The organism is Aquimarina amphilecti, from assembly GCF_900109375.1.
In the GTDB taxonomy this organism is placed as follows: Bacteria; Bacteroidota; Bacteroidia; order Flavobacteriales; family Flavobacteriaceae; genus Aquimarina; species Aquimarina amphilecti.
The window spans coordinates 30,386-55,629 of record NZ_FOAB01000004.1 but is presented as its reverse complement, the minus strand read 5'-3'; the positions used below and the strand labels follow the sequence as shown (position 1 = coordinate 55,629).

The window sequence follows — 25,244 nt, the reverse complement described above, 5'->3', positions numbered from 1 at the left end:
AACATCCTCTTTTTTTATTTCTATAACACCTATTTTAATTAGCTACATCACTAATAAACTTAATACGATACAATCGTAATTCTTCATCATCATAATCACCATCAAACTCTTCAATTGCTGTATCTATTTTATCGTTTTCAGCTTCTATAAAATATTCATGAATTTCTTCTTGTTGATCTTCATCTAATATTTCATCTATCCAATATGTAATATTAAGTTTAGTACCACTATACACAATAGCTTCCATTTCTTTAATAAACTCTCGCATATCCATACCTTTCGCTGCAGCAATATCATCCAACGGAAGTTTTCTATCTACATTCTGAATAATATATAATTTAAGCCCACTATTAGCTCCTGTGCTCTTAACCACAAAATCATCTGGACGCATAATATCATTTTCTTCAACATATTTATATATTAATGCTACAAACTCTTTTCCATATTTTTTGGCTTTACCTTCTCCAACTCCGTGCACATTACCCAACTCCTCAATATTAACCGGATATTTAAGAGCCATATCTTCTAGAGATGGATCCTGAAACACCACAAATGGCGGAACTCCCAATTTCTTAGCAACGCTTTTTCTTAGATCTTTTAGCATACCAACTAATCGATCATCTGTACCACCTGCTTTTCCTCCAGATTTAGCAGCGGTAATAATAGAATCATCCTTAGCCTGATTATACACGTGATCTTCGGTCATCATAAAGCTTACGGGTGACTCAATAAACTCTCTTCCTTCTGGAGTTATTCTGATGACACCGTATGTTTCTATATCTTTCTTTAAATATCCAGAAACAAGTACTTGTCGTATCAACGCCATCCAGTATTTATCCTCTCTAGATTTACCAGTACCGAAAAACGGTTGCTCATGAGTTTTATGAGATATAATAAGTGCATTACTCTTTCCGATCAATGTATTTACTAAGTCTTTGGACTTATAGATCTCTCCTGTTCTGTTTACAACCTTTAATAAGAGTTGCACTTCTTCTTGAGCTTCATGTTTCTTTTTTGGATTACGAACATTATCATCCATATCCGCACCATCACCCGTTACATCATCGAACTCTTCTCCAAAATAATGAAGTATAAATTTACGTCTAGATATTGAAGTTTCTGCAAAAGCTACTACTTCTTGTAATAAAGCATGTCCTATCTCCTGCTCTGCAACAGGCTTACCGCTCATAAATTTTTCTAACTTCTCAATATCCTTGTAAGCGTAATACGCCAAACAGTGTCCTTCTCCACCATCTCTACCTGCACGACCTGTTTCTTGGTAATAACTTTCTATACTTTTAGGAATATCGTGATGAATTACAAAACGTACATCCGGTTTATCGATACCCATTCCAAAAGCAATTGTAGCAACTACTACATCAGCATCTTCCATTAAGAACATATCTTGATGCTTTGCTCTGGTTTTAGCATCTAGACCTGCATGATAAGGAACAGCTTTTACACCATTTACCTCTAAGGTCTGAGCAAGTTCTTCTACTCGTTTTCTACTTAAGCAATAAACAATTCCGCTTTTACCACTATTTTGTTTTACAAAACGAATAATATCAGCATCTACATTTTTTGTCTTCGGGCGTATTTCATAAAACAAATTAGGACGATTAAAAGACGCCTTAAATGTATTAGCTCCACTCATCGCCAAATTCTTAAGAATATCTTCTTGGACTTTTGGCGTTGCAGTAGCTGTTAATCCTATTATAGGAATATCTTCTCCTATTCGTTTTATAATATTTCTGAGATTTCTATACTCTGGCCTAAAATCATGTCCCCATTCACTTATACAATGGGCTTCATCTACTGCCAGAAAAGAAATTTTTTGTTCTTTTAAAAAATCTACATATTCTTCTTTTGTCAAGGACTCTGGCGCTACATAAAGTAATTTAGTTACTCCACTAACAATATCGCCTTTAACTCTTTTGACCTCGGATTTGTTAAGGGAAGAATTTAAAACATGCGCTATTCCTTCTTCAGAAGAAATACTTCGAATAGCATCTACTTGATTTTTCATTAGTGCGATTAGCGGAGAAACTACAATAGCTGTTCCTTCACACATTAAGGCAGGAAGCTGGTAGCAAAGGGATTTTCCACCACCTGTAGGCATAATAACGAAAGTATTTTGTTTACCTAAAATACTTTCTATAACCTTCTCCTGCAATCCTCTAAATTGACTAAAACCAAAGTACTTTTTTAAAGCTCCTTGTAAGTCGGTTTCGTTCAAACTCATTAAATCGTTTAACTTTTATATACCAATTAAATTAAAATCGCTATCACTAAAACCTTTTTCCCCAGTAAAGATTTAGTGGATTGTTCTTTTTTTTAAAAGTCACCAAAGATAAGCAAAACTAAAAATAGTAAGCTTTTTTCTGGCACTATTTAAAATTCATAAGGTATTACATACCTTTGCATAATTAAAGATAATAAAATCTTTATTTATAACACGCAAATTTTATAAATTTTGAACACCCTCGATACGATTATTTCTTTTGCCCAAAAAACAATTAGTGAAGAAGCCAAAGCAATTGCAAATCTGGAACAGCTTATAGATCAAGAATTTGCAGAAGCGGTGAATACGATTCATAATTCTAACGGTCGTGTAATTATTACAGGAATCGGTAAAAGTGCTATTATAGCTTCAAAAATAGTAGCAACTATGAATTCCACTGGTACTCCAGCAGTATTTATGCACGCAGCAGATGCAATTCATGGTGATTTGGGTAATATTCTCGAAGATGATGTAGTAATTTGTATTTCAAAAAGCGGAAACACCCCTGAAATTAAAGTGCTGGTACCCTTAATTAAAAACTTTAACAATACTTTAATTGGTATTACCTCTAATAAAGAATCATTTTTAGGGCAAGAAGCTGATTTTGTTTTAAATGCTTTTGTGGAAAAAGAAGCGTGCCCAAACAATTTGGCACCCACGACAAGTACTACAGCTCAACTAGTAATTGGTGATGCTGTAGCAGTATCCCTACTAAACCTAAAAGGGTTTTCTAGTAGAGATTTTGCTAAATATCATCCTGGTGGAGCATTAGGAAAGAAATTATATCTTCGTGTACATGATATTATATCTAAAAACGAAAAACCTCAAGTAAGTCCAGATTCTGATATTAGCACCGTGATTGTAGAAATGACCGAAAAAAGATTAGGAGCTACAGCTGTTACTGATAATGATAAAATTATTGGAATTATTACCGATGGAGATTTACGAAGAATGCTAACTACTAATACTTCTTTCACGGGATTAACGGCTAAAGATATTATGTCTCCTAATCCGAAACGTATTGATGCTGGTGCAATGGCGATAGATGCATTAGATAGACTTGAAGAGTATGGAATCTCACAGTTATTAGCAGAAGAAAAAGGGAATTACGCTGGTCTTTTACATATTCATGATCTAATGAGAGAAGGTATTTTATAATGGCAAAAAAACAAACGAAAAATCCACAATCCATGTCGTTTCTTGATCACCTTGAAGAGTTACGATGGCACTTAATACGAGCAACATTAGCGATAGTTTTAGTAGCTATTTTTGCCTTTGTTTTTATAAAAAGTATTTTTACCAACATCATCTTTGCCTTAAGAGATCCGAATTTTATTTCTTACCGAGTTTTATGCGGTATTTCGGAAACCTTTGGTATGGAGAAAGGTTGTCTTGAAGAAATGCCTTTTAATTTTATAAGTACCGAAATGGCTGGACAATTCAGTGCCGCTATATGGACATCTATTACTACTGGATTTGTAGTAGCTTTCCCTTATATATTGCATGAATTTTGGAAATTTATCTCACCTGCACTTTATGAAAAGGAGCGTAAGCATTCTAGAGGTTTCATTATCGTATCCTCAATTTTGTTTTTTATTGGTGTCCTTTTCGGGTATTACATTATTGCTCCGCTTTCTGTAAATTTCTTAGCCACTTTCTCTGTTGCTGAAGTTGTAGAAAATCAAATTAAAATAGGATCTTATATATCATTAGTCCGAGCTTCTGTAATTGCTTCTGGATTCATTTTTGAATTACCTATAATTATATATTTCTTAAGTAAAGTAGGATTAGTTACACCAGAATTTATGAGACGTAATCGAAAATACGCATTGGTTATTGTTCTCATATTAGCAGCTGTAATCACTCCTCCAGACATCTCTACCCAGGTGATCGTTGCAATACCAATACTGATATTATACGAAATAAGTATTTTCATCTCCAAAATGGTTGTCAGAAGAGAAAACAAAAAAAATAAAAAGTTAACAACACAAACTAGATGAGTAATATAGTTGAAGAATTTAATGAATATAGAGAGCGAATGAACTCTCGTATTCTAGAGGATAATAATAAAATTATCAAAAGAATTTTTAACCTAGACACTAATGCTTTTATGAAAGGTGCATTGGATGTAAAAACTAAAGAGCTACTAGGTCTTGTAGCTTCGGCAGTTTTAAGATGTGATGATTGTGTGCGATACCATTTAGAAACATGTCACAAAGAAGGTTTAACTAAGGAAGAAGTGGCAGAAACTTTAAGTATCGCTACTTTAATTGGTGGAACTATCGTAATTCCTCATCTTCGTAGAGCGTATGAATATTGGGATGCATTAGATGCAAACACATCTGAAATTTCAGGTTTAAAAGAATAACGTAAATTTACCAGCTCATTTTAGCAACACTTAAAATCTAAAGAAGTCATTCTGATTATGAAGTTAAAAGCGGACAATTTAATTAAGTCATACAAAGGCCGAAAAGTAGTAAAAGGAATTTCTCTGGAAGTAAATCAAGGAGAAATTGTAGGATTATTGGGGCCTAATGGTGCTGGTAAAACCACTTCTTTTTATATGATCGTTGGTTTAGTAAAACCTAATGGTGGAAAAATCTCTTTGGATAGCGCTGACATTACTAAATTCCCAATGTACAAACGTGCACAGAATGGTATTGGCTACTTGGCTCAAGAAGCTTCTGTTTTTAGAAAATTAAGCATAGAAGATAATATATTAAGTGTTTTACAATTGACGAAACTTTCTAAAAAAGAGCAACTTCATAAAATGGAATCTCTTATAGAGGAATTTGGTTTAGGTCATATTAGAAAAAATCGAGGGGATCTTCTCAGCGGTGGTGAGAGAAGACGTACTGAAATAGCTAGAGCATTAGCTACCGATCCTAATTTTATTCTATTGGATGAACCTTTTGCCGGAGTAGATCCTGTGGCAGTAGAAGATATCCAACGAATTGTAGCACAATTAAAAAACAAAAACATCGGTATTCTTATAACCGATCATAACGTACAAGAAACACTTGCGATTACCGACAGAACTTATTTAATGTTCGAAGGAAGTATTCTTAAAGCAGGGATTCCAGAAGAATTAGCAGAAGATGAAATGGTACGTAAGGTTTATCTTGGTCAGAATTTTGAACTTAGAAAAAAGAAATTAGATTTTTAAATCCAATCTTATTTTAACGTTACAAAATCTTTGGTGTACATTTTTCAATCGTAAATTCTGAGTGATCAAAAACAACATCTGTTTTATTAACTTTTAATTTTACCAATAACCCTTTAGAGTTTATAGGTTTATTTTGATCAAAAATAAAATTACCTATGCTATAATAAATCGGTTTTTGTTTATATAATTCAACTGTCTGAATTGTATGAGGATGATGCCCTATAATACCATCAGCTCCAGAATCAATTAACTGATATGCTTGTTGCTTTTGATATGTTAGTGGAACCATAGTATGTTCTGCTCCCCAATGTAACTGAATTATAACAACCGAATTAGGTTCTTCGATCTTCAATTTCTTGATTTTATCAGAAATAGTCTCAAAAGAATCTTCGCATACACAAGGTTTGTTTTCTAAAAAAGTCCAATTCTCAGATGGAACCTGAAGCGAAGAGAACACATAAATATTCCTAGGAGCAGTAGCAATTAATTGTGGCTGACAAGCTTTTTCTGTATTCACACCATATCCCAAAGAAATCAAACCACTATTTACTATATTCTTATTCGTATCTACAAGACCATTTCTGCCTTGATCCATCGAATGATTATTAGCCATATTAAGATGGGTAATCCCTTGATCTTTTAAGGACATTAACCAAGATGGCTCTGCTCTAAAAATAAATTTTTTATTGATTGGTTCTTTTATTGCTGTAGCAGGGCATTCTAAGTTCGCTATAACTATATCACTACTTTCAAAAACTGAGTTTATCGATGAATGAAACAAGCTATTCATTCCCAGATGCTCAATACGATTTCGAACACCTCTATCTAATAACAAATCGCCAACAAAAACAACGCTAGTTTCATTAGTTCTGCTACCAAAAGTATCACATGAAAATACAACCAATAACACTGTCATTATTGGAAAAAACAATATTCTCAATTTGGTTCGAAATAAAAAAAAACATCTTAACACTTTTAGCATCCCGAACTATAAAATATTTTTTCATTGGTTTCGGGAACAGGTATCGGCACAATAATATCTTTCATCCAAGTCGGTATTCCTGTTGCTTCATTATTTTCTATCATTTCCTGCCATTCCTCATCTGTTAATCGATTCCCCATTGGCAAATGAAATTCATGATACCCAAACACTGCTCCTTTAGTTATATATAAATAACCTTCAATTTCTACAACTGCATATATATCATTAACATTACCCGTTGCTACGTGTAAAATACCTTTATCAGGATTGTTTTCACCGTTAGCAGTATAAATATCGGCCACCACAGCTACCGATTTATCAGCTCCTTTTACGTTATGCCATCCATCCAAATATTGATCCTTTTGTTTTACTAAATCTAATGTTAGCCATTCGAATGTACTTCCAATTATTTCTATCTGACCATATTCTTGTACAGACAACTTCTTACCAGCTAGTTCTTTTTCACTAGCCGATAATAAAAATTCTGCATTTTCTCTTAACCCTGTTGTAATTCTAGAAATATTAGAATTCAATAGTTTATTTCTTTCTAAAACAGATTTTGTAAGATCTATTAATTCGATTACAGTATTCCAATAACCAATATTAGGTTCTACATAACCAACTGTATATGGACTTGGCACCTCTTCTCCGGATCCACACTCAGCTGCCATCGGTTGTTCTGCATAAAGAATAGAATCATGTTTAAGTTCTGCCCAAGATGCTAATGATGCATTTAAGTTTTTCTTGTCCCATTCTTTCGTCTGCATAAAATATGGATAACTATCATTCGGTTTCTGCAACTCCAATAAACTTTGTATCCATTTGGTATACAGAGTCTCATCCCAATTCAGGCCATTCATTTCTTCCTGCATACCGGAAAGCAATGTGGGATATTCACTCCATTTCTCTCCCTCCTTCAGTTCATTCAATAATAAATTCTCTGCAGATGCACTTCCAAAAGCAGCCATTACATCCAAACCTTGTGGATAAGGTCGTTTAGAAACTTTACTTTTTAGGTCTACTAAATTCTGAAGAACATCATTATCTGATAAATATCGTTGTGGAATAAAATTGATTTTAATTTTACAACTTCCACCACCTGATCTTATTTTATCTTTGATATCTGCCATTTTTTTCACTTCCTCCTTCATTCTTTCAATAGCAGTTGTATTCTGTAAAAGCTCCTCTATCGATAATTCTTCCTTATCAATCAAACCTACCAAATCTAAAAAGGAAACGTTATCTGGTTGCCCTATTATAAAATTAATAGGCTCCATAATTGCCTTATACTTCTGTAATGTCTCTTTTCTAAAATTCGGACTATTTCCTAAAACAGAGGCGTTAACCAAAGCTCTTTTAAACTGTAAATCATTATTAAGACAGAAAGGTGCAGATTGTAACCACATCATTGCACTAAAATATCGTTTTAATGTTTCCGTACGTGTATAATGACCTCTTGGTTTAAATAAACTATATGGAAAATTAACTTCTTGAAACTCTAAAAACTTAGAAGTACTATCTTCAGCACTCTTAATAGACAAGAGTTCAGTTTTATAATGTTGTTCATAACCTGATGGGACTTCTATTTTTTTATCAGTTAAAACTGTATAAGCTATTGCATAATAAGTATGATTAAATTTTGCTATCTCTTTAACAGATTCATCAGAAGCCGAATTTACTATCTCTTCCATATCCTTTATCATGGACTCACATATTTGAGATAGTATTGGGATAAATTGTTCTTCTTCTATCTGCCTAAGTATATAACCAAAATACATATGAAACAATTGCATATACATATCGGTTGTTACAAAATTTGGGAATTCAGCATAATCATTTTGCTCATAGAGATGAAATAACTGAATATTATTATTAGGAACTATAGCAAACCCATTCTTACCTAACATACTCATTAATTCAGGTGCTGGCTCATTTAATTGAAAAAGATTTACAACATTACCTACATTAGCTAATCGTCTATCTCCTTTCTTTATTAAATTTTGTGCTTTTAATTCTTCTTCTCTCTTTTTCAATTTCTCAATAAAAATTGTTTCTTCATTAGAATATGAAATAGGCTCTATATCCTTCCCTCCTTCTTCTGCCCAATATCGATCTTCCATTCTTTCGTTGTACCAGCTGGTAGCTCCAAAAGTATATCTAAGATCTCCTTTCATAAAACAATACCCTTGTTTAGCAGCAAAACTGTTACGTAAAATTCGAATTTCATAAAGACTAAGCGAAGAAATATTCATTTTTAGATCAACATCTTCTCCTAACTGCTCAATATCCAATTTGCCATCGATCAAAATAGGATTTTCTACATCCTCAATAACCTCATCATTGCTCTCTATTACTTCAACAACGTCTGGAGAAGAAACAGGTTGGTCTTTTTCCTCGGTTTTTTTATCTCCTCCACAAGCTATTAGAAACAAAAAGAAACTAGCAAATAGTATTTGTCTTTTCATAATTCTTTTAATTTATATGTTTTCGTTTTTAAGTACTCGTATCGCAGTTATACTATCTATTTCTCGACGAATATATCTTTTAAACTCTAACCCAAATCTACGCCATTTATATTCTGCAACTAATACCTTACCACTCTTTTCTTTTTCAATACTTCTAATAAGACTCCCATCTTTATTTTTCACTAAATTAAAATCTACTAATGGTTTACCCAACCTAGACCCTAACCATAGAGGACGAACATACCCCTTATAATTTTTAAAAATGAAAAGTCGTTTTCTTCTTATAGAATCAAATCGAGTTGTTTTAATAACTCCTACTAATATATCTTTCTTTCCATTTGCATCAACATCTCCTAACATATACTGATATACAGGATATTTTAGTTCCCAGAAATCTATCAAAGAGTCTGATTTAATCTGTATATGATATAGTGAATCGTGTTTTTTGATTAGAGAAATACCATTACTCTGTTCTTCCGTTTTATTTCTGACTTCGCCAGAACAGTTAGACATAAAAGATATGCCGATTATAAAATATAGTAATCTGAAAATATTTTTCATTTACTTAATTAATTATTCTGGCTAATATCTTTTTCTTTAAAAATTACAGACATCAAAACATACAACAAGATTACACAAGGTATTGCCATAAACTGAAGTAATACAAATAACAAGATTGAGAACAATAAGAAAATGTACCTAACTTTATTTTCGGCAAATCCCCAAGTTTTAAATTTAAGAGCAAACAGTCGAATTTCGGCATTTAGTAAATAACAACTCACCAAAGTTAAGCCGATCAAAAACCATTGATTCAAAATAATATCCGACATCCAATGATGCGTCTGATACTTGATGATTAATGGTAAACTTAAAATCAATAGCGCATTTGCAGGAGTTGGCAAACCAATAAATGAGGTAGTTTGACGTGTATCTATATTAAATTTAGCCAATCTATATGCAGAAGCTAATGTTATAAGCAAACCTATTAGCGGCAAATAATTCAAGCCAAAATCACTAAGTATAAAATCATAAGAAATTACTTGACCAGAACCTTCAGAAACGCCCCGATAGGGGTATCCAAAAATCTTAGCAAGCATCTGGAACATCACTATTCCTGGCACTAATCCGCTGGTCACCATATCTGCTAAAGAATCTAATTGCAATCCTAATTCACTTTGAACATTAAGAATTCTAGCAGCAAAGCCATCAAAAAAATCAAAACCAATACCAAACGCCACAAAAAGTGCTGCTAATTCCAAAGCTCCCTGAACCGCAAAGATGGTTGCAATACATCCACAAAGTAGATTAAGTAATGTAATAATATTAGGGATTTGCTTTTTAAGCCACATATGATTGATTTTTTGTGTAAAAATAACAAACTATTTTCGTCTATTAACATAGACTACACAATATGAAATCGCAAATAAAGTTTATCATGTTGAAAAATAGTGAGATATTTGTCAAAAATTGCTTGGATTGAAAAAAATTATAATTGCATTGCTATTTTTAGTTGTTTCGTTTTCTTCGGCACAAACTAGAAAATATTCTAATGAATTTCTAAATATCGGTGTAGATGCTGGTGCTTTAGGGATGGCTAATGCTGTAGTTGCAACATCGGGCGATGTTAATTCGGGATACTGGAATCCTGCAGGATTGATCCATTTAGAAGACAACCAAGTATCATTCATGCACGCGGCGTATTTTGCAAATATTGCTAACTATGACTACTTAGCTTTTGCAATGCCTTTAGATGAAAAAAGCGCTATTGCCCTTTCTTTAATTCGTTTTGGAGTTGATGATATTTTAGACACTACTAGTCTTGTAGATGCTGATGGAAATATTGATTACACCAGGATAAATTTATTCTCTGCAGCAGATTATGCTTTTACATTTTCGTACTCTAGAAAATTACCTATCGAAGGATTAAGTTATGGCGCAAATGCTAAAGTAATACGAAGAGTCATTGGAGATTTTGCTTCTTCATGGGGATTTGGTTTTGATGCAGCATTACAATACCAAAAGAACAAATGGCAATTTGGAATTATGGTACGTGATATCACTACTACTTTTAACGCGTGGAACGTAGAGGATTTTGCTATTGGTGATCTTAATGGAGATGGTATCCCTGATGAAGATCAAATACCTCAGATTAGAGATCAAGAATTACCAGAAACTACTGAAATAACTATTCCCAAATTACAATTCGGGGCTGCAAGAAAATTCGACTTAGGTAAAAAGTTTGGTTTAAATACTGAATTAGATATGAATGTTCGTTTTGCAGAAACTAATGATATTATTTCTTCTTCTGCAATTAGTATTACTCCTGCTTTTGGTTTTGAATTAGATTATGCTAAAATAGTATACTTGCGCGGAGGCGTTGGTAACTTCCAAAACATCGAACAATTTGACGGTTCGGACAATGTTGGTTTTCAGCCAAATTTTGGTATTGGTTTTCAATATAGAGGGATACAAGTAGATTATGCGTTGACAGACATAGGGGATCAAAGTGCTGCTATTTATTCTAATGTATTTTCAATTAAAGTTGACTGGAGTATTTTTAGATAACATTATCGAGCAGCTTTCAATCATAACATTTTTTTAGCTTTAGCTTCAAGTTTTGTAACGAAATAAGATTAATTTCGTTACTAAGACAGAACACTCCTTATGAAAAATATTTTACTTGCTATTTTATCTGGTTTATTACTTTCTATTGGATGGCCTACTTATGGTTTTCCATTATTTTTGTTTTTTGGATTTGTCCCTTTACTAATAATAGAATATAGAATACGCAACAGCAAACGTCATAAAACTCAGGTATTAGGTTTAGCTTTTCTGAGCTTCTTTATTTGGAATATGATTACTACCTGGTGGATTTACAACTCTACGCCTTTTGGCATGTGGTTTGCAGAAATTGTAAATACGTTATTAATGGCATTGGTTTTTCTAACCTATCATATTATTGCCAGAAGATCATCCTTTACAATTTCATCTGTTTTCCTAATATGTATTTGGATGAGTTTTGAATACCTTCATCTTCAATGGCAATTTTCATGGCCTTGGCTTAACTTAGGGAACGGATTTGCTAATTTCACATCCTGGATACAATGGTATGAATATACTGGTACATTCGGAGGTTCTTTATGGATATGGATTGTAAATATCGGGATATATAAAAGCGTATTACTTTTTATTGAACATAAGGATAAATCTATTTTATATCGATCAGCAATAAAAAATGGACTTGTTATAATCATTCCAATAATAATTTCATTTATAATTCTAAAGACTTATACAGAAGAAGGTAAAGATGTAGAAGTTATTATTCTACAGCCCAATATAAATCCTTACACCGAAAAATATAACACTTCTGATGATCGTGTTGGAGCTTTATTAAGCTCCCTTACAACTAAAGAGATATCCCAAACAACAGACTTTATCATTGCTCCTGAAACTGTTTTTGCGGATAATAACAGATTAAAGAATTTCAATAACTCTATTGCAAAAAAAACAGCTACCTCTATTATTGGTAATTATCCTAACGCAAATTTTCTTTCAGGAATTTCTCTATTAGATGTATTTAGAAATCCAACTAAAGTTCGTCCTCAAACAAATGAACATAAAAGTGGTGTATTCTATGATGACTATAATTCTGCATTTCTAGTAAGACCGGATGGAACAACTGAACTTTATAACAAAAGTAAGTTAGTTGTTGGGGTAGAAAATTTTCCTTATCAAAGTGTTTTCAAACCATTAGTTGGTGACGCTATGATAGATTTAGGAGGTACAGTGGCAAAAAAAACAACGCAGCCAGATCGAGAAGTTTTTTTTACAAAAGAAGGACTTGGTGCTGGTCCAATTATATGTTATGAGAGTGTTTATGGTGAATTTGTTACCGGATATGTAAGAAATGAAGCTGATTTTCTTGCTATCATTACTAACGATGCTTGGTGGGGAATCACACAAGGACACAAACAACATTTAGCATACGCAAAATTAAGAGCAATAGAAACCCGAAGAAGTATCGCTCGAAGTGCTAATACAGGAATATCTGCAATTATAAGTCAAACAGGAAACATAGTATCTTCTCTTGATTACAATGAACAAGGAACTCTAAAAGGAACTCTTAAGACTAATGACAAAATCACTTTTTACGTAAAAGCAGGTGATTATCTGGCGCGAGTTGCAATTTTTCTAATGATTTCTATTTTTTTGTTTTCAGTTACAAAACGAAGACAAAAAATTAATGCATAAGAGACTGTCTTGATATTTTAAAATAATAGAACAAAACTGCATTGTAATTTATCGAAAACATTTAGTAATTAACTCTATATGTTTTATTTCGATTCGTAATGACCGTACAACTTATTCTCAATCTCGTTACTCCTGATATTTGAAGTACTGGATCACCAGGCAGTCCACCATACTCTACAATATACCCTTGAGCTTGATAAGCTCCACCACCACCAGTAATAGGTAAATCATTCCAAGAATTCTGAATACCAATAGTATCATCTGTTATATGCGCATAATTTTCTTGCCCTGGTATTGCATCATCAGGATAATCATTAGGTTCATTATTATTCCAAAACGCAAATTCACCAGGTGCTACAGTTCCCGTTTCATCTCCATTCCAGAATATAGTTCCAGCCTCTGGTCCCGTTTCCCATCTCCACTCACCTTCTCCCGAACCAAAATTATCGCTTGCACCAATCCAACCAGTACCCGTTATTTGATCTCCAGCAAAAGTTGCTTCAATAGCACTTGTCAGGGTAGCCATATACCCTTGAAGTCCAAAAAAAGTTCTTAATTCTGCTTCATCTCTCGCATCATCCCAGCGTATTCCTAAAGACGGAATAAACTCATAATAATGACCTGTTTCTGGTAAATACAGAGGAGATCCCAAAACAACAGAAAACTCTCTCAAAACGGCAACAACCGGAGGCGTAGATGAAAAAACCGTAGCCAAAACAGCAGCTTCAAACTCTGCAAAAGTAGCCGGCCCAGTTAGTGTTAATCTTCCTTCGGTAACATCCCAACTATCCGTAATATTAGGATGTATACCTGTCAATGTTAATAAATCTGACCCATTTTGATATCCTGTAGAGACCTGAATCGTAAGTTGTTCTAAATTAATATCATCAGGATCTGTAATAGAAATTGTTTCTACTACTGGAGTAGAATTTGATGCGGTAGGACAAAAATGTTTATCTCCTGTAACAATAACCACAGGAGGATCATCAGGAAACAAAGCCTCAATTTGCACATTATCTATAATCACAATGTCACCGGAATCTGTCCAATTAGCATTAGTATTTACAAATCTTATCGTGGTATTAGCTGAAATGTAAAGAGATATATTCTGACTAAAAGATCCCGTTTGTGTACCTCCAAAACTTGCTAGTGTGGTAAATGTAGTTCCATCATCAGACACCTGAATTGATAACTCTTCATTTGCATCTAAAGTTCTAGTCTCCCAATTAAAAGACAAGGTTGCTAATGTGGCTCCAGCAATATTAACACTTCTTGTAATAGTTTCTGACCATATCCAATTGAAGTCTAATTGGTTTCCTAAAACAGCAATAAAGCCTCCAGCGGGATTATCATTAACATCAAAAGGCTCAACCTCTACCCAATTTCCAGCCCAGTTAGAAGTTCCATCATTATTGGCGTATGAAACAACACCAAATTCATCACGATAAGTTTCTTGAGCAGATAAAATATTCGTATTTAGGAGCACAATTATTATAAGTAGTTTTCTCTTCATAGGCTAGTTATAGTTGACTTGGGAAAATAAAAATACACAAAAAAAACAAGAAAGAATATTTAGTTATTTCTAAAAGAAATATTATAGCCCTAGTAAAACCTTTTATAGAATCTATTTCTATTTATCTTTGCGTCAATTCTTAAAATTAATAAGTGAATTACGTATCAGTAGAAAATATTGCTAAATCATTTGGAGAACGAATACTATTTCAGAATATCTCTTTTGGAATTAATGAAGGTCAAAAAATTGGTTTTGTTGCAAAAAACGGAACAGGTAAAACATCTTTACTTAATATTGTCGCTGGTGATGAGGATCCGGATAATGGACAAGTAGTATACCGAAAAAATCTAAAAGTAGCTTTTTTACCTCAGGAACCAAATCTGGATCCTAATCTTACGATCGAACAGACAATTTTTGCAGCTGAAAATGAAACACTAAGGGTAATAAACACTTACGAAAAAGCATTGCAAAATCCAGACGATACTGAAGCTTATCAAAAAGCTTTTGAGCAGATGGATGCTCTTAATGCTTGGGATTTCGAAACGCAATACAAGCAAATTCTTTTTAAACTAAAATTAGAAAACCTTGATCAAAAAGTAAGTTTACTTTCGGGTGGACAGAAAAAAAGGTTAGCACTTGCTAATATTTTATTAAGCAAACCTGAACTATTGTATCTAGATGAGCCTACAAATCATCTAGATTTAGAAATGATTGAATGGCTTGAAGAATATTTTGCAAAAGAGAATTTCACCCTCTTTATGGTAACTCACGATCGTTATTTTCTAGAAAACGTATGTAATGAAATCGTAGAACTTGAAAACGGCAAATTATACAGTTACAAAGGTAATTACGCATATTATCTTCAGAATAAAGATGCTAGAATAGCTAATGAAGAAATCGAAACCAACAAAGCAAAACAACTCTATAAAAAAGAGTTGGATTGGATGCGAAGACAACCTAAAGCTAGAACTACGAAATCAAAATCAAGAATTGATGATTTTTACGAAATAAAAGAACGAGCACATCAAAGAAGGAATGATCACGAAGTACAATTAGAAATAAATATGGAACGCCTAGGTAGTAAAATCCTAGAAATCTATAAAGTTTCTAAAAGCTATGAAAATCTTATTCTTTTAGACAAGTATGAGTATGTTTTCCGAAAAGGAGAACGTGTTGGGATTATTGGCAAAAATGGAACTGGAAAATCAACATTTTTAAATATGATTACCGGAGCTACTCAGCCCGATCAAGGTAAAATTGTAATTGGTGATACGGTAAAATTTGGATACTACACCCAAAGAGGTATCACTATTAAAGAAGGACAAAAAGTAATAGAAGTTATTAGGGAGTTTGGTGATTATATACCTTTGAAAAAAGGAAGACAAATTTCTGCTCAACAACTATTAGAACGTTTCTTATTTGATCGCAAAAAACAATATGACTTTGTAGAAAAATTAAGTGGTGGAGAACGAAAACGATTATACCTATGTACTGTCTTAATTCAAAATCCAAATTTCTTGATCCTGGATGAACCTACAAATGATCTAGATATTGTAACTCTAAATGTATTAGAAAACTTCTTATTAGATTTTCCTGGTTGCCTAATCGTTGTATCACATGATCGTTATTTTATGGATAAAATAGTGGATCATCTATTTGTATTTAGAGGTAATGGAGTTATTGAAGATTTTCCTGGTAATTATTCTGATTATCGTATATATGAAAACAGTAGATCTCCTGAAAAAACGAAACCAATCGATACGGAACCAAAAACAAAAACTTCTTGGAAAAAAGATAACAAGATCGCTTTGTCTTATAATGAACAGAAGGAATATAGTCGTATCGAACGTGACTTAAAGAAATTAGAAATTAAGAAAAAAGAAATCGAAAAACTTTTTACTAGTGGTTCTTTAGAAGGAGATAAGATTAATGAAGAATCAGCAAAACTAAAAGATATTATTGACACCATTGAAGAAAAAGAGATGCGCTGGTTAGAGCTCTCAGAAAAAATGGAATAGATAAATAATTGCACACTATACTTATTGCCTAATTCATGTTTTTTAAAATCAAGTCTTATTTTCGTTTTTTGATTAAGTCTACAAACCAGCATGGAGTACATTCTCCTTTTATTTATAGTCTAATCACAAAGTGTTTTTATGATTCTAAAAAAAAAGATTCATACCCAAAAATCAAATCAATTATCAAAAAAAATATAATTGATATAAATTTAAAAAACGCTAAACTCTTAAACCGATTAATACCGTATCTAGATTATAAATCCGTTTTAATCCCAGAAAAATCATCAAATACTATTGGAGAAATTTTAGCTATTGATAATTCCATTTCAATCTCTTGTTCTAAAACTGACAAAAAGAAATATGACCTCATATACCTAAATATCAGTTTTCTGGAAAAAAACCCAGCGTATTTAGAAACACTATTCTCTAAAGTCCATAATGATTCTCTTTTACTCTTACAGGCCATACAATCATCTAAAGAGCACCAGTCTATTTGGAATAAACTGCAGGATAATAACAATGTTAAAGTTACCATCAACACATTCGATTTAGGGTTTGTTTTTTTTAGAAAAGAACAGGAAAAAGAACATTTTACAATTAGAGTGTAACAACTTCTTCATTGATGCGTCATATAAGCTAAAATCGTATCTTACGGCTATAATTAATTCATCGCATGGAAAACGTTATCGATATTAAAGGTATCATTAGAAATTTTCAATTAGGTCAGGAAACAGTTTATGTACTTAAAGGCATTGATCTAGAAATAAAAACAGGAGATTATATTGCTATAATGGGACCCTCTGGATCTGGAAAATCTACTCTTATGAATCTTTTAGGTTGTTTAGATACCCCTACAGATGGCACTTATAATCTTAATGGAAATGATGTAAGTAAAATGAGCGATGATGAATTAGCTGACATTAGAAATAAAGAAATTGGTTTTGTTTTTCAGACTTTTAACCTTTTACCTAGAACTACAGCTTTAGACAATGTAGCATTACCTATGGTCTATGCGGGAACGTCTAAAAAAGACAGAAATGCAAGAGCCGAAGAAGTATTAACCGATGTAGGATTGGCAGATCGTATGGATCACAAACCAAATCAACTTTCTGGTGGGCAAAGACAACGAGTTGCTGTTGGTCGTGCTTTGGTTAACAAACCTTCTATCATTTTAGCTGATGAACCTACTGGAAATTTAGATTCTAAAACTTCATTAGAAATAATGCAACTGTTTGATGATATTCATGGTGCTGGTAATACTGTTATTTTAGTAACACACGAAGAAGAAGTAGCAGCTCACGCGCATCGTGTAATACGATTACGTGATGGTGTCATTGAGAGTGATACTAGAAACAGATAGTGGCAAAGTATTCCATTTCTAATATTTAAACAGTTTTATTTACTTTATTTAATAAAATTAATATTATTATTACTTTTCATAACATACTTAATTTCAGGAATTAATGAATTAAAATTAGATTATAATTTTAACGGAACTACAATACTTGACTATTTTGATCCAATATTAGATAGATCATATTTTCGCCCTACAATTATTTTATTAATTCCATTTTTAGGTGTCTTTATAAACGATAAAGTTGGTTGGATATTAATGATATCGTATTTCTACTTTTCCTTTTTTAATAGTACTTTTTCTGTAATTCATGAAATTTCAAATAGCGCAATAGAATTAGATACTATGCTATTTTTAATAATTCCTTTACTACCTCTTTTGTTTGTGTTTTTAATGAATACTACCAGAATTAGTAGTTATGCATATAAAATTCCTAAGTCACAATTAGGAAGTATAAATACCCTAGCCATATTAATAGGAATATCTTTAACAATTCTATTAGCAATGGACATAGCTGAAATAATATGAATCTAAAACTTAGATTATAAGATATGTTATAAAAATATTCATCAATAAAATTAATTCGTATTTTGGTGTTTTACTAATTCGTATTTTTATATGCAACCCATACATATTCTGTTTTTAATCGCCGGTTACTTCGGTATACTTCTTTTAATATCATATCTCACCGGAAAAAACTCAGGAAACGAAGCTTTTTTTAAAGCTAATAAACAATCTCCTTGGTACATAGTTGCCTTTGGTATGATTGGAGCTTCCCTAAGTGGAGTTACTTTTATTTCTGTTCCAGGATGGGTTGAAGGGGCACAGTTTAGTTATATGCAGATCGTTTTTGGATATCTGGTTGGTAATTTTGTCATTGCTTATATCTTAATGCCTATTTACTATAAGTTAAACGTCACCTCTATTTATCAATATCTAGAAGAAAGATTTGGAATAGTTAGTTATAAAACAGGAGCATTCTTTTTCTTTATATCTAGAGTTTTAGGTGCTTCTTTCAGGCTCTATCTTGTGGCAATTGTATTACAACAATATATTTTTGATGAATGGAACGTACCTTTCGAAATTACCGTTATATTTTCTATACTATTAATCTGGATATACACCTTTAGAGGAGGTATAAAAACAATAGTTTGGACCGATACGTTACAGACATTATTTATGTTAATCGCTTTAGGAACAGCAATCTATTATATTAACGATCAAATAGGGTGGTCTTTTTCAGAATTCCTCTCTTCAGAAGAATTAAAAAATTATGATAAAATATTTTTCTTCGATAGCTTTTTAGAAAAGAATCATTTTTTCAAGTCATTTATCGGAGGTATGTTTATTGCCATCTGTATGACTGGACTAGATCAAGACATGATGCAAAAAAATCTAACCTGTCGTAACTTAAAAGAAGCACAGAAAAACATGGTTTCTTTTAGTTTTGTATTGATCGTGGTCAACTTTATTTTTCTTTTACTAGGCGCTTTGTTATTCATATATGCTGATCAATTTAATATCACAACTCCAGTTGTAGATGGAAATGTAAAAACTGATTTACTATTTCCAGAAATAGCAATTAATGGTGGGTTAGGCTTCGTATTAGCCATTGCATTTATACTTGGATTAGTTGCTGCGGCATATAGTAGTGCAGATAGCGCACTGACGTCGCTAACAACTTCTTTTTGTATAGACTTTTTAGGCATTGAGAAAAAAGAAGAACAAGATCAAGTAGCGATCCGAAAAAAAACTCATATTGCTATGAGTATCTTGTTGATCATTGTGATTATAGTTTTTAAACATGTATTAACGGAAAATGTAATCAGTAATTTGCTAACCGTAGCTACTTTTACTTATGGCCCACTTCTAGGTTTATTCGCATTCGGAATTTTTACTAATTATAAAATCAAAGATAAATACACCTGGATTGTAGCGTTAATATCTGTTCTAATTATTATTGGAGTATGGAAAATCCCTTCTGAATTCCTTGGTGGTTATAAAATTGGTTATGAATTACTTCCACTCAATGGATTACTAACATTTTTGGGCTTAATACTGATTCGTAGAAAGTAACACCAATGTACAAGCTACTTCCATATCTATATTCGCTTGTCTTAAAATTTTGTAAAATTCCGGATTCTCTGTTCCAGGATTAAAAATGACTCTTCTTGGATTGAGATTTACTATATATTTATAATATTGCTCTTGACGAGTTGGATTGAGATATAAAGTAACAGTATCGATATATTCAAAATCTATTACATCTGTTTCAATCTTAACTCCTGAAACAACACCTTCTCGAAGTCCAATGGCTACAACATCGTGATTAAAACTTACCAATTTATTTATTGCCAGATTAGAATATCGATTCGATTTTAATGAAGCTCCCAATACCAATGTTTTTTTAGATGCCATATCTTATAATTTGATTGCAAAATAAAGTTAATACCTCTATTAAAAGTTAAAAATAAAGGCTAAAATGTTAAAAACAAAAAACAGGTGTAACATAAGTCTTACCACTCACGTCTTATAGGTAAAGAAATATGATTTTTCATAAATTTAGTTAGTTAGTTACTTAATAATCAAATTTTATTCATAGTTGATGGTTAGTGTTACTATTTGATTATTATAAGAAGACCGCCCCTAATTTAGGGGCGGTCTTTAATTATATAATTTATTGTTAAAAGAAACTATTGATGTAACAGATTTTAGATTGAATCGTCATATATCAAACACACGATTAATCAACGTGTACAAAACGGGAAAAATTTATGTCTTTGTATTATGCAATACAAAGTACAATGCTTAACATAATTATCAATCAAATAATCGTTCAAAATGAAAAAAATCAATCTACCCAGTAGTCGTCAACAGGCTGGTCAAAAATTAATCTTATTCTTTTTACTATTTTCCTTTTCTATGATCATAGCTCAACCTAGTAACAATGTTATACTAGGAACAATCGAAGGAAAAGTAATTGACAAAAATCTCGATCAACCAATTCCATACGCAACTATTATAGTAAATGATTGGGCTGATAAATTAATTAGCGGAGGAATTACTAAAGAAGATGGTACATTTTCTATTACAGATATTCCCAAAGGAAGTTATATCCTAAAAATACAGTTCATAGGATACAAAAGCCATAGTCAACCTCTTGAAATTTCTAAGAAAAGTAAAAACATTAATGTCGGTACTATTTCATTAGAGGAAGAAGCACAAGCATTAGATGATGTAACTATTATTGCCGAACGTACAACGATTGAACAAAAAATAGACCGAAAAGTAATTAATATCGGAAAAGATCTAACCACGACAGGAGGTACCGCAGCAGAAATAATGCAAAACATCCCTTCTGTTAATGTAGATCAAGATGGTAATATTGCTTTACGTGGTAATCCAAATGTACAAGTCCTAATTGATGGCAAACCAACAAATATTTCACCTACTCAATTATTAAAACAAATCCCTTCGACATCAATTAAATCAGTTGAACTTATAACGAATCCATCAGCCAAATATAATCCCGAAGGTATGAGTGGAATCATCAATATCGTACTGCGTAAAAATGCAAATATTGGATTTAACGGAAATATAAACCTTGGAGTAAACTGGGACAAGAATGCAAGATTCAATAGTTCTATTGATCTAAACTACAGAAGCGGTAAAATAAATGTATACGGAAATTATGGCGCTAACATTACAAAAAACCTAAATCAAGGTTTTGTTTTTAGAGGTGATCAGAATTACAGAACGGATTTCCGTTTTCGGGATAATAATAAATCTCACTTATTTAAAGTAGGTTTTGATTATTACATAAATGATAAAAACACCATATCATTATATACCAATCAGAATTTATTTGATGGAAAAACTATAGGGACAACAGATATTTTATTTTTCGATACTCCAGGAAATGATATTTTTCAGGATTTAATTAATAAGAGTGATAATCTAGGATCTACATATAACTTTGACTACAAGCATGATTTTAAAAAAGAAGGTCATAATATAGAATTAGAATTAGATTATAATGTTTTTGAAGGTGACAGTAACGATGACTTTAATTTTGTTGGAGGGTTAACTCCTAATTATGATGATATATTAGATAACGAAAGAACAAATACAACAATCAACCTAGATTATGTAAACCCCTTATCAGAAAAAGCTAAGTTAGAACTGGGATATGAAGGAAGATTAAGACGTACGGATAATGAATATCAATCCACATTATTTGATGATTCTAAATATCGCTATGATAGAGATATTCACGCATTATATGCTACTTATGGTAAAAACTATGAAAAATGGTCATATCAATTGGGAGCTAGGTTGGAAAGCTATCAAGTAGAAGCTATTTTCAATAATCAAAAAGTGTTTGAAGATGATATTTTTACGATATATCCTTCTGCGTATTTAACCTATACACCTGGAGAAAAAAACAGTTATCAATTAAGCTATAGTAGACGAGTAGATCGACCAGGTCTTAATCAAGTAAACCCAATTAGAGAATGGAGTACACCAAGAATTACTTCTAGAGGTAATCCTGAATTAGATCCACAGTTCACTAATTCGATCGAATTAAATTACACACGTAAGTTGACTGGAGGATCTATTACAGCTGGTACATTTTATCGTTTAATTAATGACGAGATTAATCAAACCTTACTAGCAGATCCGACAGTAGAAGAAGGTCAAATACTCACATTTGAAAATTTTGATAACAATTCCGCTTACGGAGTAGAAATCTCAAGTAATTACCGTCCAACTAAATGGTGGAATTTTAATGCTAGTTTTGATTTATACGCTCAAACTCAAAAAGGTATTGTAGAGGACATTGTTGAAGTTAACGGAATGGATGAAATAGTTCAAGTTTCCAGTGAAGTAGATGCTGTTGTTTATAACTTTAGAATGAACAACAACTTCAAAGCTACTAAAAATCTAACTTTTCAAATATTCGGATTTTATCGAGGAGAACAGGAAGGAATCCAATTTAAAACAAAACCTTTTTATTTTATTAATACTGGAGCTAGATATAATTTCTTACAAGGTAAAGGAACGGCAAGTATAAATTTTAACGATATTTTTAATACTATGCGTTTTAGATTCTCTGGTGATTTCCCTTTCGAACAAAACGGACAATTTCAAGGTGAGACACAGACTGTATTTCTTGGATTATCATATCGTTTTGGTAGTGGAAAAAACAGAAAAGTTTCACGAAAAAGAAGAGATAAAAATGAAAAGTCCGGCGGAGGAATACTCTAATAAAAACAGTTAATGTGTTAATTTAATAAAATATACTTATATTATTTGTTAAATTTAAGTATTATTCAAACAAAATAGCCTTAAGTTAAATATTCGTAAAAAACACAATGTTTTTGTAACACTATCTGATTTATTACGTCTATTATAATACCAGATTGGTTATAATTTATTTGAATTAGCCTTTAAAAAAAAATAACCCCGGTACATATATAAAAAATCGCGAAACTAAGGTTTCGCGATTTCTATTTTATCTCTATTTTCTTATTACCATTTAATAATAGCACTTCCCCAAGTAAAACCACTTCCAAAAGCTGCTAATACTATAAGATCACCGTCTTTAATTTTTCCTTCTTCCCAAGCCTCTGTTAAAGCAATCGGAATTGAAGCCGCTGTAGTATTTCCATATCGTTGGATATTATTATAAACTTGATCATCAGACAATCTAAATTGTTTTTGAACAAATTGAGAGATTCTGAGATTTGCCTGATGCGGTATTAACATATTAATATCTACAGGAGTAAGATTATTTTTCTGTAATCCTTCATTAATAACTTCCGAAAAACGTACTACAGCATTTTTAAATACAAACTGCCCATTCATATAAGGGTAGTAAGGAATATTCTCTTGATCGTTCTTCGCTATAATTTCCGGAACCCAATGATCTGTGCTAGGACCTTCTAATGAAAGTTCCTTAGCATGAGCTCCTTCACTATGCAAATGAGTAGATAACACTCCACTACCATCTTCTTTTTCATTTCTTGATAAAACCATTGCTCCTGCTCCATCTCCAAATATCACAGAAACTCCTCTACCTCTAGTCGTCATATCAAGTCCTCCACTATGATTCTCACTTCCTATGATTAAAACATTCTTATACATTCCTGTTTTAATAAACTGATCAGCAACAGATAGCGCATATACAAACCCGCTACACTGATTACGAACATCTAGTGCAGGCACTGTTCCCATATCCATCATATCCTGCACTCTTACACCACCTCCAGGAAAATACATATCTGGACTAAGCGTAGCAAAAATGATAAGATCTATATCGTCTTTTGTTAATTTTGCCCTTTCTAAGGCAATTTTTGCTGCTTTCACTCCCATTACTGAAGTGCTATTTCCATCTCCTTTTTTAATATGGCGTCTTTCTTTTATTCCAGTTCGTTCCTGAATCCAGGCATCATTGGTATCCATTATCTTAGAAAGGTCGTCATTAGTTACAACATTCTCAGGAACGTAGCTCCCTAATCCTGTTACTTTTGAAGTATACATATATTTTAATATTGAGTGTGTATTGTGTACAACAATAGCTAATTACTATAATTGCTAAAAAACTGCAGAGCAAGATATGTATTCTTACGTTTTTGATAAAAGAAACCGCAATCTTATTGTATGCACGCATAACAAAATTACCGTATTATTCATTCTTTAATAAAACTAGCCTAAAAAATTAAAAATTGTTTTCTTACCAAGTTTGATGATAAAAACACAAGTTAAAACCTTAATACTTCTTTAGTAATTTTGTGTAGATCATCCATGACTTCTACTTTATATACTCCTGAAGGAAAAGAATTTAGTGACAGCTTATTTCTTCTAGACAAATTATGACAGGATTTAATGATTTGTCCCTTTTTATCATATATAGTATAAGAAACTTCAGTATCTTCTGTTTCTAAATCAATATAAATAGCATTTAAAGATTGGTTTAGATATACAGAAAACGTATAGGCTAAAGTTTCTTTCAAATCATCTTGAAGTATTGTTTGTATATCCATATCAAATTATTTCCTATTTCTTTGTTTTAAAATCACGGTGATGACTTTATGGCAAAACAGATATTACTTATTATTAAAATTAAAACTAAGGATTTCAAATATTTGAGTAAAGAGAAAATTTTCTGAAAAATTTACTTTTTTCGATTAATGGCTAATAAAATCTACAAA

The 25,244-nt window shown here is 32.1% G+C and carries 21 protein-coding genes; 12 read left to right on the top strand and 9 right to left on the bottom strand.

Features of this window, described 5'->3' with window-relative positions; all coding sequences use genetic code 11:
• Positions 1-34: 34 nt before the first annotated feature.
• A complete protein-coding gene (locus BMY33_RS10915; protein WP_170837060.1) occupies positions 35-2,242 on the bottom strand; it encodes a RecQ family ATP-dependent DNA helicase in 2,208 nt (735 codons plus the stop codon).
• A 231-nt stretch (positions 2,243-2,473) separates the two neighbouring features.
• On the opposite strand from BMY33_RS10915, the gene BMY33_RS10910 reads away from it, so the two are divergent.
• Genes BMY33_RS10910 through lptB form a run of 4 tightly spaced genes read left to right on the top strand, consistent with a single transcriptional unit; the run spans position 2,474 to position 5,447 of the window.
• Positions 2,474-3,439 carry a KpsF/GutQ family sugar-phosphate isomerase gene (locus tag BMY33_RS10910; RefSeq protein WP_091408268.1) on the top strand — a complete coding sequence of 322 codons (966 nt, stop codon included), beginning with the start codon at positions 2,474-2,476 and terminating at the stop codon, positions 3,437-3,439.
• Positions 3,439-4,281: a twin-arginine translocase subunit TatC gene (tatC, locus tag BMY33_RS10905; protein WP_091408267.1), complete on the top strand. Its 843-nt coding sequence runs from the start codon at positions 3,439-3,441 to the stop codon at positions 4,279-4,281. The genes BMY33_RS10910 and tatC overlap by 1 nt, the downstream gene beginning before the upstream one ends.
• Positions 4,278-4,649: a carboxymuconolactone decarboxylase family protein gene (locus tag BMY33_RS10900; protein WP_091408265.1), complete on the top strand. Its 372-nt coding sequence runs from the start codon at positions 4,278-4,280 to the stop codon at positions 4,647-4,649. Before tatC ends, BMY33_RS10900 begins: the two co-directional genes overlap by 4 nt.
• A gap of 57 nt (positions 4,650-4,706) precedes the next feature.
• On the top strand, positions 4,707-5,447 hold the full coding sequence (lptB, locus tag BMY33_RS10895; RefSeq protein WP_091408263.1) for an LPS export ABC transporter ATP-binding protein: 741 nt from the start codon (positions 4,707-4,709) through the stop codon (positions 5,445-5,447).
• A 19-nt stretch (positions 5,448-5,466) separates the two neighbouring features.
• Here the strand turns inward: lptB and BMY33_RS10890 are convergent, their stop codons facing one another.
• From BMY33_RS10890 to BMY33_RS10875, 4 genes are read right to left on the bottom strand one after another with little or no spacing between them, the layout of a single operon-like run.
• Entirely contained in the window at positions 5,467-6,363 is an 897-nt protein-coding gene (locus BMY33_RS10890) for a CapA family protein (protein WP_170837059.1), read from the bottom strand.
• Between the two features lie 59 nt (positions 6,364-6,422).
• A complete protein-coding gene (locus tag BMY33_RS10885) occupies positions 6,423-8,894 on the bottom strand; it encodes a DUF3160 domain-containing protein (protein ID WP_091408260.1) in 2,472 nt (823 codons plus the stop codon).
• A gap of 12 nt (positions 8,895-8,906) precedes the next feature.
• A complete protein-coding gene (locus BMY33_RS10880) occupies positions 8,907-9,455 on the bottom strand; it encodes a hypothetical protein (RefSeq protein WP_211482390.1) in 549 nt (182 codons plus the stop codon).
• Between the two features lie 8 nt (positions 9,456-9,463).
• Positions 9,464-10,243: a CDP-alcohol phosphatidyltransferase family protein gene (locus tag BMY33_RS10875; protein WP_091408258.1), complete on the bottom strand. Its 780-nt coding sequence runs from the start codon at positions 10,241-10,243 to the stop codon at positions 9,464-9,466.
• A 127-nt stretch (positions 10,244-10,370) separates the two neighbouring features.
• Between BMY33_RS10875 and BMY33_RS10870 the strand changes: the two genes are divergently transcribed.
• Positions 10,371-11,459, top strand: coding sequence for a putative type IX sorting system protein PorV2 (locus BMY33_RS10870; protein ID WP_091409444.1), 1,089 nt, complete (start codon positions 10,371-10,373; stop codon positions 11,457-11,459).
• 99 nt (positions 11,460-11,558) lie between these two features.
• Positions 11,559-13,145 carry an apolipoprotein N-acyltransferase gene (gene lnt / locus BMY33_RS10865; RefSeq protein ID WP_091408256.1) on the top strand — a complete coding sequence of 529 codons (1,587 nt, stop codon included), beginning with the start codon at positions 11,559-11,561 and terminating at the stop codon, positions 13,143-13,145.
• A 61-nt stretch (positions 13,146-13,206) separates the two neighbouring features.
• Here lnt and BMY33_RS10860 read toward each other — a convergent pair whose 3' ends face one another.
• Entirely contained in the window at positions 13,207-14,658 is a 1,452-nt protein-coding gene (locus BMY33_RS10860; RefSeq protein ID WP_139195637.1) for a C-type lectin-like domain-containing protein, read from the bottom strand.
• Positions 14,659-14,810: 152 nt separating this feature from the next.
• Between BMY33_RS10860 and BMY33_RS10855 the strand changes: the two genes are divergently transcribed.
• The 5 genes from BMY33_RS10855 to BMY33_RS10835 all read left to right on the top strand — a co-directional run bounded on the left by BMY33_RS10855 (position 14,811) and on the right by BMY33_RS10835 (position 20,106).
• Complete coding sequence (locus BMY33_RS10855; protein ID WP_091408253.1) at positions 14,811-16,676, top strand: ABC-F family ATP-binding cassette domain-containing protein; 1,866 nt, start codon at positions 14,811-14,813, stop codon at positions 16,674-16,676.
• A gap of 68 nt (positions 16,677-16,744) precedes the next feature.
• Positions 16,745-17,284: a hypothetical protein gene (locus BMY33_RS23690; protein ID WP_211482389.1), complete on the top strand. Its 540-nt coding sequence runs from the start codon at positions 16,745-16,747 to the stop codon at positions 17,282-17,284.
• Between the two features lie 65 nt (positions 17,285-17,349).
• Positions 17,350-18,036 (top strand): ABC transporter ATP-binding protein, encoded by a 687-nt coding sequence (locus BMY33_RS10845; protein WP_091408249.1) that lies wholly within the window; start codon positions 17,350-17,352, stop codon positions 18,034-18,036.
• A gap of 252 nt (positions 18,037-18,288) precedes the next feature.
• Positions 18,289-18,558, top strand: a complete 270-nt coding sequence (locus tag BMY33_RS10840; protein ID WP_091408248.1) for a hypothetical protein — start codon at positions 18,289-18,291, stop codon at positions 18,556-18,558.
• 90 nt (positions 18,559-18,648) lie between these two features.
• Entirely contained in the window at positions 18,649-20,106 is a 1,458-nt protein-coding gene (locus BMY33_RS10835) for a sodium:solute symporter (protein WP_091408246.1), read from the top strand.
• On the opposite strand, the gene BMY33_RS10830 is transcribed toward BMY33_RS10835, so the two are convergent.
• Entirely contained in the window at positions 20,083-20,448 is a 366-nt protein-coding gene (locus tag BMY33_RS10830; protein ID WP_091408245.1) for a CoA-binding protein, read from the bottom strand. The two genes, BMY33_RS10835 and BMY33_RS10830, sit on opposite strands and share 24 nt — an antisense overlap.
• 423 nt (positions 20,449-20,871) lie before the next feature.
• Between BMY33_RS10830 and BMY33_RS10825 the strand changes: the two genes are divergently transcribed.
• Positions 20,872-23,298, top strand: a complete 2,427-nt coding sequence (locus BMY33_RS10825; RefSeq protein WP_091408243.1) for a TonB-dependent receptor — start codon at positions 20,872-20,874, stop codon at positions 23,296-23,298.
• A 264-nt stretch (positions 23,299-23,562) separates the two neighbouring features.
• Here BMY33_RS10825 and BMY33_RS10820 read toward each other — a convergent pair whose 3' ends face one another.
• Together BMY33_RS10820 and BMY33_RS10815 are read right to left on the bottom strand one after the other, a co-directional pair.
• On the bottom strand, positions 23,563-24,573 hold the full coding sequence (locus tag BMY33_RS10820; protein ID WP_091408242.1) for a 3-oxoacyl-ACP synthase III family protein: 1,011 nt from the start codon (positions 24,571-24,573) through the stop codon (positions 23,563-23,565).
• A 221-nt stretch (positions 24,574-24,794) separates the two neighbouring features.
• Positions 24,795-25,076 carry a T9SS type A sorting domain-containing protein gene (locus BMY33_RS10815; protein WP_091408240.1) on the bottom strand — a complete coding sequence of 94 codons (282 nt, stop codon included), beginning with the start codon at positions 25,074-25,076 and terminating at the stop codon, positions 24,795-24,797.
• Between the last annotated feature and the right edge of the window lie 168 nt (positions 25,077-25,244).